The organism is Crocinitomicaceae bacterium, assembly GCA_016708105.1.
Taxonomy (GTDB): Bacteria; Bacteroidota; Bacteroidia; order Flavobacteriales_D; family Crocinitomicaceae; genus JADJGJ01.
In genome coordinates this window covers 76,629-88,532 of the sequence record JADJGJ010000004.1, presented here as the reverse complement: position 1 = coordinate 88,532, position 11,904 = coordinate 76,629, and the positions used below count along the sequence as shown (strand labels likewise).

Here is an 11,904-nt window from a genome sequence, read left to right as displayed (position 1 = left end):
GTTAATCTTTTTTTCGGGTGAGACACGCATCTGTTTGTAAACTCATTTCATCGGTTCCCACAATGGTTGCACGCAATCTCAGGTTTGCATCGGTAAGTGAAATAATTTCATACGAATTTGGCACATCCAATAAAATAACGTACACGGAATCAGTGGTGCGTTGATACGTACCGGCTAAGGTAAGTGAATTTTTTACCGTGTATTTTCCATCTTCAGCAAATTCCCAAGTGGTGGGCATTACCGGTGGTGCTACAGTAGTCAATCTTTTGTCTTCAAAATAAAGTGATGAATCAAGCATCCAGGTTCCGGTAAGCAAATTTACCGCAGTTGTTTCAGTGCTGGCTTCAGTTGCTGATTCACTTTTTTTATTTCCGTTGCACGATAACGCAAAAAAAGCCGACACAACAAAACATGTCCACAGATTGATTGATTTCATAATGTGCTAAATTAAGAAAAGAGAAGTATAAAAAATATTCTCAACTGGGTAAAAGAAAATCATTTCAGTTAGCGCAGGTCCCGGCCTGTACTCATGCTAAAAAAGCTTGATTACTCATAACTGCATCCGCCATCCTTGCAGTTAAATTGATAACTGTCTTGATTTGCTTTCAACTCGTCACGGCATTTTTCTATTGATGCTTTTTCATCGCCGGTGAAATAATTCAGGCGTAAAATTTTAGTGTATTCTGCTTGCACTTCTTCAGGACTAAACTCGTAAATATGTATAGAATTCAACACGTCTAAAACTTCTTCGTGCATACGTTGAAATTCTTTTTTAAACAACGGAATACGTGGTTTTATTTCTTGCATCTTAGTTATGATGTTGAGTAAAATTCCATCTCCTAATCGGGTTGATCCGCTGATGTCAGTGTATTGTATATGCCATGCTTTAAAATCACCATAACCAACATAGCCGTAAGCTCTGTCTTCAATCATTAAAAGCAATTCCATAAAATCATCGTCTTGCTTTCCACTAGTCTCCAGTGATTTATTTTGAAGCGCCAGTAAATCAAACGAAAAATCATAGTCAGAACATTCTGCCACACAACTGAAATAGAGTGGAGCCAAAAGACCATTCATCTTATTCAGGTCTTCAATGACGGTGTAAAATCCAATTCCGTCATCAGTCATTGCTTCTTTCAAGTAGTTGGTTTGCGGCTCTGTCACGGCATCGTACATTTTATGAAAAAGTACTAATCCTTTATCGTAGACAGCTTTGAAAGCAGTATCTGTTTTAACTGTGTCAAATTCTTCAATGAATGATTCAATTTCTGTGAGGGTTTCATCATCAAAATATTTCTGCAATTCTTGATGCAGTGAATCTGAAATTAACGGAGCACTCGGTAACAAACTGTCTTGCATCGGTTCTGACTCAGTTGAGAATTCTTTTTGTTCTCCGGTTATTGCTTGATCATTTCCTGCGCAAGAAAAAATCATTAAACACAAGAACAACGGCAGGATATATATTTTAGAATACTTCACGCGCAATAGCTTTTACTGATTCTGATTTACTCATAGTATAAAAATGAATGCATGGTACGCCTGCGGCTTTCAATTCTTTGGCTTGTGCAATACCCCACTCAACGCCTAATTTATGAACATCTGCGTTATTTTTACATTTCTCTAATTCGTTGGCAAGATTTTCAGGAAAATCAATGTGGAAAAATTTTGGAAGAAATGAAATGTGATTCAAATTTTGGATCGGTTTTATTCCTGGAATAATCGGAATTGTAATTCCCGCCTCACGACATTTACTCACAAAATCAAAATATTTTTTATTGTCAAAAAACATTTGTGTCACAATGTATGAAGCGCCTGCTGCCACTTTATCTTTGAGATGTTGCATGTCAGACTTCAAATTCATGGCTTCAAAATGTTTTTCAGGATATCCGGCAACACCTATACAGAAATTGGTAGGATCAAGGCTGACATCATCCATGATATATTTTCCATTATTCATGTCAACAATTTGTTCAACCAACTGGCGCGCGTATTGGTGACCATCATGATGAGGTCTGAAACTTGTTTCTGTTTTTATTGCATCACCTCTCAGGGCAAGCACGTTGTCAATACCTAAAAAGTGCAAATCAATCAAAGCGTTTTCAGTTTCTTCTTTGCTGAATCCGCCACATATTAAATGGGGCACCGTATCAACTTTATATTTATTGATGATGGCCGCGCAAATACCAACTGTACCGGGTCTTTTACGAATACTCACTTTTTCCAACAAACCATTCTCGCGGGTTTTGTACACATATTCTTCACGATGATATGTGACATTGATAAACTTGGGATCAAATTCCATCAAGGGATCAATGCCCTCATAAATGGCTTGGATGCTGGTGCCTTTCAATGGGGGCAGAATTTCAAATGAAAAAAGTGTTTTTCCGGTCGCGTTTTTTAAATGTTCTATGACTTTCATGATGTGCTGATTTCAAAATAATTGATGGGCGGCAAATATAGAAAGAATGGTTTGATTGTGATTGTGCCGTTTACGCAGGGACAGGTCGCGACCTGTCAATACAAGGCACGCCATTGAACATACGGTGATTTGTGATAAAACCCTAAATTTTTCGGATTGATCCGTAAAATATTTAAATAAATTTCGGATAGATCCGAAAAAATTCCAAATTTTTGAATGCTAAACAGAGGTCATCATCTGTCCCTGTCAGGAATTTTCTAATTTTGCACCATGGATCACATCAGGAATTTCTGCATTATAGCACACATTGACCACGGAAAAAGCACCTTGGCAGATCGTTTACTTCAAACTACCAACACTATCTCAGAGCGCCAAATGCAAGCGCAGGCGCTAGATGACATGGATTTAGAGCGTGAGCGTGGAATCACCATCAAGAGTCATGCTATTCAAATGGATTTTACTTTCAATGGAAAAAAATACGTACTCAACCTGATTGATACTCCCGGACACGTTGATTTTTCTTATGAAGTTTCCCGTTCTATTGCAGCTTGTGAAGGCGCACTGTTAATTGTTGATGCAGCGCAGGGCATACAGGCTCAAACTATTTCCAATTTGTATTTGGCGCTTGAAAATGATTTGACCATCATACCTATTCTCAATAAAATGGATTTGCCTGGCGCTATGCCTGAAGAGGTTACTGATCAAATTGTTGATCTCATTGGTTGTTCTCCGTTAGATATTATTCCGGCTAGTGGTAAAACAGGATTGGGTGTAGATAAAATTTTGGCTGCTATTATTGAACGCATTCCTCCTCCCAAAGGTGATCCCAAGGCGCCATTGCGAGCCATGATTTTTGATTCTGTTTTTAATTCCTTTCGTGGTATCATAGCCTATTATCGAATTTTAGACGGCACTATTAACAAAGGTGAATTGGTGAAATTTTTTGCCACAGTAAAAGAATATCACGCAGATGAAATTGGCATTCTTCGTATGGATTTGGAACCGCGCAAAACTGTTTCTGCCGGTGATGTGGGTTATATTATTTCAGGCATTAAAGAAGCCAACGAAGTAAAAGTAGGTGATACCATTACAACTGTTGCCAGACCCTGTGCAGAAGCAATTAAAGGATTTGAAGATGTAAAGCCCATGGTATTTGCCGGCGTTTATCCGGTGGACACAGAAGAGTTTGAAGATTTGCGCGCATCGCTTGAAAAATTAAAATTGAATGATGCTTCCTTAGTGTTTGAACCTGAATCATCACAAGCACTTGGATTTGGTTTCCGTTGCGGATTTTTAGGGATGCTGCACATGGAAATTATTCAGGAAAGGTTAGAACGTGAATTCAACATGACCGTGATTACTACGGTACCCAACGTATCATACAATGCCTATCTCACAAAAAATTTAGAAAAGATAGTAGTAAATAACCCGTCTGAATTACCTGACCCTTCAAAAATTGAATACATTGAAGAGCCTTATATCAAGGCACAAATCATCACAAAATCTGATTATGTTGGACAAGTAATGAACCTGTGTATTGAAAAAAGAGGCGAATTAAAAAATCAGGTTTACCTCACACAAAGCCGCGTTGAAATTACTTTCGAAATGCCCTTGGGTGAAATAGTTTTTGATTTCTATGATAAATTAAAATCATGCTCAAAGGGATACGCATCGTTTGATTATTTTCCTATTGGCATGAAACAATCTGATTTGATCAAATTAGATATTTTATTGAATGCTGAACAAGTAGATGCCCTATCAGCTTTAGTGCACCGCAGCAATGCATTTGACCTTGGTAAAAAAATTTGTCTCAAACTAAAAGAGTTGATACCAAGGCAGCAATTTGAAATACCCATTCAGGCCGCTATTGGCGCAAAAATTATTGCACGTGAAACAGTGAAAGCGTTAAGAAAAGATGTAACCGCAAAATGTTACGGCGGAGATATTTCTCGTAAACGCAAGCTCCTTGAAAAACAAAAAGAAGGTAAAAAACGCATGCGCCAGGTAGGCTCTGTTGAAGTGCCACAAGAGGCATTTTTAGCGGTGTTGAAATTGGATTGAGGGATTAAATTTTCTTACATTAATCAAACCGAGTTGCAAATAATAATCGTCGTGTAGGCGCAGGTCGTGACCTGCGCCTACGTTGCGGAATTTCATTTGCAACCCGTGCGTGTATTAGACTATGGGCTTTTGCTCCCACATTTATTCTAAAAATCCATACCTTGCACTCAAATCATTTGTCATGAGATTCATTATTATTCCGGTTGCATTGTGCATGATGCTTTCCTGTGATCGTCAGGGAGCGGGAAATTTTGTTGAACAAAACAGTGAAAGTTCAGGCGGCATGTCGTATGGCAATGACAGCTCATTGCAAAGCAGAGTGATTTACGAATATCAGCGATTGAGAAATCCGCAAACGGGTGTCATACCTGCAGATATCAGAAAACGCGAATTGGAATTCGTGCAATCATTACCCGTGAATATGACCAAAGCATTTACTTGGCAATTGCGTGGCCCAATAAACAAAGGAGGTCGCACGCGGGCAGTTGCATTAGATATTCAAGATGAAAATATTTGGTTTGCGGCTGGTGTAACGGGTGGAATTTGGAGATCAACCAATGCCGGAACAAGTTGGACAAAAGTGACTAGCCCTTTGCAAATGCACAGCATCACCAGTATTGTACAAGACACTCGTCCCGGACATGAAGACACTTGGTACGCAGGCACCGGAGAACAATACGGAATTGTCAGTGCATCAACTTTTGAAGCGCGTTTCAGCGGTGATGGTATGTTGAAAAGCACAGATGGTGGTTTAACTTGGGTTGAGTTGACATCTACTCAATCAAGCACACCGGAAACTTTTTTGGCAAATCACGAGATGGATTTTGTGTGGCGCATTGTTGTTGACCATACTGACCTTGCAAATGATGTTGTACTTGCAGCAGTTTACAACGGTGTTTTCAGATCAGATGACGGTGGCGCAACATGGACTGAAGTATTGGGTTTTCAGCAAGGATCTTTCAGTAATTTACATTCTGATTATGTTGAACTCATCATTACTCCATCAGGTGTTTTTTATGCGACTCTTTCAAGTGATTCTCCAAGCAAAGGAATTTTTAGATCAGATGATGGAATTACTTGGACAAGTATTATTCCGCCAAGTTTTCCAACCGGTTATGGCCGACTTGCAATGGCGGTGAATCCGCAAGACGATAATGAGATTTGGTTCTTTGGTTCTACCAACGGATCATACGCCAACGGACATTCACTTTTTAAATACAATTATCTTTCAGGTGATGGTTCAGGTGCAGGTGGTACATGGGAAGATAGAAGTATGAACTTACCACATCAATCTTGTTTTATCAATGGAATTTCTTTTGAATTGGGATATCTGAATACACAATCGTCTTTTGATGTTCACATGGCAATACACCCTGATGATCCGGATGTAATTTATATTGCCGGCACCAGCATTTGGAGATCAACTGATGGATTTTCAACAGACACAAATAATACATGGATTGGAGGTTATCAATGTGATGATTTACCGTATGATGATATCAATTGGCAATTGTCATATCCTGATCATCATCCTGATCAACATTACATGATTTTTTTACCGTCAGATCATAAAGTAATGATCAACGTGAATGATGGTGGAATTTATAAAACAGTAGATAATTTAGATGACAGTGTAAAATGGATTCCGCTTAACAACGGCTTTGTCACAACACAATTTTATGCCGTTGCTATGGAGCCTGGTGAAACTACCAGTGACATTATTATTGGTGGTATGCAAGACAATGGAACTTGGTTTACCAACACGAATGAATTTGATTCAGCTTGGGTTGAAGTTGGTGGGGGAGATGGCATGTATTGCGCAATAACCGAGAACGCAGAATTCTATGTGATTTGTACACAAAATGGAAAAATGTTTTTAAAAGAAATTGATGGAGACGGAAATGTTTTAGGCCATGAGCGCATTGATCCGGAAGATGGACCAAGTTCATATAATTGGTGTAACAGTTTAAAATTAGATCCTAACAACACCAATACACTGTACTGGAATGGTCGTACAAAATTATTCCGTTTAGATGATTTGCATGACATTACGATCAGCGGAGACAAAACAAATAAAGAACCAAATTTTTGGGTAGAAATTGCCGAGAGTAATGTTTTGCCGGGCGGCGGAATAATTACGGATATAGAAATGAGCAAAGCAGGAGCCAATCAGGTTTGGTATGGTACTTCACAAGGAGATTTGTATCGGCTAGATGAGGCAAATTCTGCAACACCTGTTCAGGTAGATTTGACGGTAGATTATTTTCCTGCCGGTTCATGGGTGTCTTCTATTTCGGTTGATCCGTTTGATGCAAATAAAATTTTAGTCACGTTTGCCAATTATGAAATTCCAAGTATTTTTTATTCAAAAGACGGTGGACTTACGTGGGATGACATCAGTGGGAATTTAGAAGAAAATATAGATGGATCAGGTGCCGGGCCGGCTGCATTGTGGTGTGAAAGATATCCTGACGGAACATTGTTTGTTGGAACAACTTCCGGCTTATATGTTACTACCATGCCTGATAGCGCAAATACAATCTGGACACTGGAAGCAGGTATAGGCAACGTGGTGATCAACCACATGGATTACCGCACGCATGACGGAAGAATGATTGTTGGTACACATGGAAACGGAGTTTATTCAACCGGACTCAATCCGGCTTTTGCAGGCATGGAGTCAGTAACTTCACCGCAAGATATTTTACTTTATCCAACCTTCACCAATCAATACATTCATGTATCAGCACAAAACGGACAACGAATAGAAATATATGATCTCACCGGAAAAAAATGCTTGGACGCCGTCATCACCAACAATTATACATTGCAAGATGTAAGCAGTTTTTCTAACGGAATTTATATTGCCGTGATCACAACTTCATCACAGAAAAAAGCGGTGAAGTTTGTTAAGGGGTAGGGAGCATTAAATTAAAAAGTTGGTACAATCTAAATCAAAGTCGAACAACCCTCAGTGTTGATGAACTTTGGTGACTTGAAATCTTAATTATGTAGACGCCCGGTTCCACTTGAGAAAGGTCTATCATAATTATTCCCTTTGCGTTTTTTATTTCTCTGATTTTTTGACCAGTCAAAGTATATACCTCTACTGAAGATGTTTCTTCTATATTCAGTTGTGAAACTCCTACGGTTGGATTCGGATAGATGAAAACTGAAGGTTGGTTTTCGTTCTCAATCACCCCACTGTTGTCGGTTGTATGAGATCTTTGATGCACGAAAGCATCAGCATAAAAATCAACTGTAGTCATAGGTACTTTTAATGACATATCAGTTGACCCAAAGAATCTTCCCGTCATCGCAATTTCACCATGAGTATCAAGCGCCAGGGATCTTCCTTCTTCAAATCCTCCTGTTCCAATTTGTTCAACATCCAGATAGTTGCCATTCTGATCAAGCTTTAACAAAAAGATAGCACCAGTGTCTGCGCTGATTTCAACTTGACCAGAACCCGGATCAAAATCAACCAATCCGCCAAAATAACCAGTTGAATAGATGTTTCCTGCAGAATCAGTTTCAACTGCAAACGCCCTGCTGGTTGCGGTACTACTACCGGCACCTACAAGCCATATAAAATTAAAATCCAAATCGTATTTTGCAATGTAAAGATCACCTACTAAATCAACATCGAAATAATCCCCAGCAGTGGAAACGGGATCAAATTCACCTGAACCAGAGATCAATCCTGAAATAATAACATTAAACGCTGTATCTATCACCACTGCGTGGTTATCAATAACATTGTTTGAGCTTATTGAAATGGCATTGTTAAACATTCCAGCTGTATCAATTTTCAGAAGAAATACATTTTCTAATCCAGAGCCGACGAGATTGAAACTGCCGACCCCTGGATCAAAATCAGCCGTTCCATCTAGATCACCTGTAATAATAATTAAAGAATCTTTCAGACATATTGAATAACCGGAAACCCAATTAGAAGAGGTTACTTGATCAACCCAAATAAAGTTTAATGCGCTGTCAAGCTTGAGTATGAACATGGATGAGTTAAACATTCCTCCACCCGTCAATGTTGAGTCATCTGGACTCGGATCAAAATCAACGGTATTTTGAAAGTGACCGGTGGCATACAAGTTTGCCTGGGTATCCAATGTAATTGATGATAAATATTCTGCGCCGGTGCCTGCAAATTGTTCAGCCCAAATTAAATTTCCAGCAGAGGACAATTTAACAATAAAAATATCTCCATCTCCTTGTGTGTAGAAAACATGTGCCGGTAGTCCTGGATCCAGATCTATTGAATCCCCACTAAAGTATCCTCCGATGTATACATTTGAAGAATTGTCAACTGCTATCGACATTGGGTGTTCATATCCATCTCCTTCAAACTGTTTAGCCCATACATAATTTCCTGAGCTGTCATACTTTGCTACAAAGCCACTGTTGTATGAGCTCGAAATCAAGATATTTTCTGCTGGTCCTGGATCAAAATCAACGGTATCAAAGAAAACACCAATTACATACAAGTTGCCATCCATATCATAAACGAGATCATTGCCTTCTTGATCACCTGATCCACCAATCTGAATAGTCCAATCTGAACTTGGCAACTGTGAAATGCTGTTCAGGCATGAACACACCATTATGAATAAAATTAATAAGCGCATATTTGTAGAGTTTAAGTTAACCAATTCTGGTATAAATCTTTTCCTTCTATTGGCAACGCTAAGATAAAAAAAGCGGGCGACTACTTATTTACGTGTCGTGTTTGTGATCTCTCCATATCCAAACATTCCTTGGGCAGTGGCGTTCAAAAAAAATCGTTGATACAAAAAATTGTAGCCTGTTATTGTTGAAATATCCTCAATTTGGGATGAGGTAGGGGTGCTTAAATCTCCCTAAAACTAATAATCTTAACCGGGCAGGCTTCTGTTGCTGTTTTGATTGAATCAGCAAGAATATCATTTACGCGTACTGTTGAGAATCCTTTTTTGTCAACGCCTTTTAGTAAAACTGATTTTCCGTCTTTTTTTGACATTCTGAAAAGTTCAGGGCAAAGTTCTTGACAATAATTGCAGCCAATGCATTTTTGCCGTTGAAGCGTTACGGCAATCATGATGCAAATTCTGTTTTTACTATCTTATACAACTTGTCTGATTTTCTAATTCGTTCAGGAACGGGAATAGTGATATCATCACCTTTCACTGCTGTTTCAGCCGGTTGATCATTTACCATGAGGGTAGTAATTTCATGTTCAATTACACCGGTTGTTGCTCCGGTTATTAAAATTTTATCACCCACTGAAATAGATTGTGCTTCAACTTTAAACTGACCAATAGATGTCTTTGGAAAAAAGTGAACGGCGTTGGCAATGAATACTTTTTTCTGTGTCGCTTTTGATCCGTTTGAATTATTGAATTCACCTAATTTTTGACCCAAATAATATCCTGACCAAAAATCACGATTATATACTCTTTTCAAATCTTCTTTTAATGATTCACCTAGTGCAACGGTATAGGTTCCGTTATTGTACGCATCAATTGCTTTGCGATAATTTTCTGTAACCGTTTTTACATATTCAGGTGCACGTCCGCGACCCTCAATTTTCAGCACAGATATTCCTGCATCTAAAACCTGATCTAAAAAATCAATGGTGCATAAATCTTTCGGTGACATGATATATTCATTGTCAATTTCTAATTCAACACCGGTTTCTTTATCAATCACAGTATATGTTTTTCTGCAATTTTGTAAACACGCTCCGCGATTTGCCGATGCATTATACGTATGCAAACTCATATAACATTTGCCTGACACAGCAACACACAATGCACCGTGTGCAAAAATTTCTATTTCAATAAGATTCCCTTTTGGGCCGCGAATATTTTCTTTTTTAATTTGATCTGTAATTTTTTTAACTTGATTTAAACTCAGCTCTCGCGATAATACCATCACATCGGCAAAATGGGCATAGAACTTTACGGTTTCAATATTGGTAACATTAAGCTGAGTTGAAATATGAACCTCAACACCTTGACTAAAGGCATAATTTATCACGGCCTGATCTGATGCAATTACCGCAGTAATACCTGCAGCTTTTGCTTTATCTATTAATTCTTTGATGATTGAAAGATCATGATCGTAGATAATAGTGTTTAATGTTAGATAAGATTTGGCCCCTCTCTCACTGCATCGTGAAGCAATTTCAGGTAAATCATCCAAGGTAAAATTAATAGATGCCCGCGCACGCATATTGAGTTGTTCAACCCCAAAATAAACTGAGTTAGCCCCTGCATTCAATGCTGCTGCAAGCGATTCCCAATTCCCGGCCGGCGCCATTAATTCAACTTTGTTCATAGTTATTGTCTTAATCCAAGCCTGCAAAGTTCGTCATTTGAATCATAATATCCAATGAGCCAAAGCATTCTTTGTTTTATTATTCTGACTTTGAAGCTCACTGAAAAAGCCGTATATTTGAAAAATTTCAAAAAAACTTCTCAAAAAGCAATGGACAAATTTGAAGCAGCGTTCAATGACATCATCGCCAAAGATCTCAAAGTAGAACCGCGCGATTGGATGCCTGAAGATTATCGCAAACATGTATTGAGACAAGTTTCTCAGCATGCACACAGTGAAGTAATAGGTATGCAACCTGAGGGCAACTGGTTGTTAAGGGCGCCATCATTGAGAGCAAAACAAGTACTGTTAGCTAAAATTCAAGATGAAGGCGGACATGGTTTGTATCTCTATAGTGTTGCTGAAACGCTGGGCATGTCACGCGGGCAAATGATTGAGCAATTACATTCAGGCAAAGCAAAATATTCAAGTATTTTTAATTATCCGGCATTGACCTGGGCTGATATGGGCGCAATTGGATGGTTGGTTGATGGCGCAGCAATAGTGAATCAGGTATCACTTCAAAAAACATCGTATGGTCCATATTCAAGGGGTATGGTGCGTATTTGTAAAGAAGAGAGTTTTCATCAAAGACAAGGATATGAAATCATGTTGCAAATGGCACGTGGAACCACTGATCAAAAACAAATGGCACAAGATGCATTGAACCGTTTTTGGTTTCCATCTTTGATGATGTTTGGTCCGCATGATGCTGATTCAGCTCATTCATCTAAAGCAATGGAATGGAAAATAAAGCGCGAATCAAATGATCAGTTGCGTCAAAAATTTATTGACAAAACAGTACCGCAGGCTGAATTTTTAGGATTAACCGTGCCTGACCCAAATTGTAAATGGAATGAAAAGACAGGTCACTATGATCACAGCCCGTTTGATTGGGATGAATTTTGGGCAGTTGTAAATGGTGATGGGCCGTGCAATGCAGAGCGCCTTGATCATCATAAAAAAGCACACCATGACAATGCCTGGGTACGTGAAGCAGCCGTGGCATTTGCAAAAAAAACAGAAGGAACATTGGTATAATCATATAACGA

The 11,904-nt window shown here is 38.8% G+C and carries 9 protein-coding genes; 3 read left to right on the top strand and 6 right to left on the bottom strand.

Annotated features, from left to right (window positions below):
• Window position 1 precedes the first annotated feature (1 nt).
• The 3 genes from IPH66_16305 to metF all read right to left on the bottom strand — a co-directional run bounded on the left by IPH66_16305 (window position 2) and on the right by metF (window position 2,419).
• The gene (locus IPH66_16305; protein MBK7130905.1) at window positions 2–436 is read right to left on the bottom strand and encodes a hypothetical protein; all 435 of its coding nucleotides are present in this window, start codon (window positions 434–436) and stop codon (window positions 2–4) included.
• A 110-nt stretch (window positions 437–546) separates the two neighbouring features.
• Window positions 547–1,479 (bottom strand): hypothetical protein, encoded by a 933-nt coding sequence (locus IPH66_16300; protein ID MBK7130904.1) that lies wholly within the window; start codon window positions 1,477–1,479, stop codon window positions 547–549.
• Window positions 1,466–2,419, bottom strand: coding sequence for a methylenetetrahydrofolate reductase [NAD(P)H] (gene metF, locus IPH66_16295; protein ID MBK7130903.1), 954 nt, complete (start codon window positions 2,417–2,419; stop codon window positions 1,466–1,468). The genes IPH66_16300 and metF overlap by 14 nt, the downstream gene beginning before the upstream one ends.
• 270 nt (window positions 2,420–2,689) lie before the next feature.
• On the opposite strand from metF, the gene lepA reads away from it, so the two are divergent.
• Together lepA and IPH66_16285 are read left to right on the top strand one after the other, a co-directional pair.
• Window positions 2,690–4,480 (top strand): elongation factor 4, encoded by a 1,791-nt coding sequence (gene lepA, locus IPH66_16290; protein MBK7130902.1) that lies wholly within the window; start codon window positions 2,690–2,692, stop codon window positions 4,478–4,480.
• A gap of 181 nt (window positions 4,481–4,661) precedes the next feature.
• Window positions 4,662–7,400: a T9SS type A sorting domain-containing protein gene (locus IPH66_16285; protein MBK7130901.1), complete on the top strand. Its 2,739-nt coding sequence runs from the start codon at window positions 4,662–4,664 to the stop codon at window positions 7,398–7,400.
• Window positions 7,401–7,434: 34 nt separating this feature from the next.
• Here the strand turns inward: IPH66_16285 and IPH66_16280 are convergent, their stop codons facing one another.
• The 3 genes from IPH66_16280 to IPH66_16270 all read right to left on the bottom strand — a co-directional run bounded on the left by IPH66_16280 (window position 7,435) and on the right by IPH66_16270 (window position 10,795).
• Complete coding sequence (locus IPH66_16280) at window positions 7,435–9,123, bottom strand: T9SS type A sorting domain-containing protein (protein ID MBK7130900.1); 1,689 nt, start codon at window positions 9,121–9,123, stop codon at window positions 7,435–7,437.
• Window positions 9,124–9,344: 221 nt separating this feature from the next.
• On the bottom strand, window positions 9,345–9,572 hold the full coding sequence (locus tag IPH66_16275) for a ferredoxin (GenBank protein MBK7130899.1): 228 nt from the start codon (window positions 9,570–9,572) through the stop codon (window positions 9,345–9,347).
• Complete coding sequence (locus IPH66_16270; protein ID MBK7130898.1) at window positions 9,569–10,795, bottom strand: U32 family peptidase; 1,227 nt, start codon at window positions 10,793–10,795, stop codon at window positions 9,569–9,571. Before IPH66_16270 ends, IPH66_16275 begins: the two co-directional genes overlap by 4 nt.
• 72 nt (window positions 10,796–10,867) lie before the next feature.
• Here IPH66_16270 and paaA point away from each other — a divergent pair, with 72 nt between their 5' ends.
• The gene (gene paaA / locus IPH66_16265; protein ID MBK7130897.1) at window positions 10,868–11,893 is read left to right on the top strand and encodes a 1,2-phenylacetyl-CoA epoxidase subunit A; all 1,026 of its coding nucleotides are present in this window, start codon (window positions 10,868–10,870) and stop codon (window positions 11,891–11,893) included.
• Window positions 11,894–11,904 lie beyond the last annotated feature (11 nt).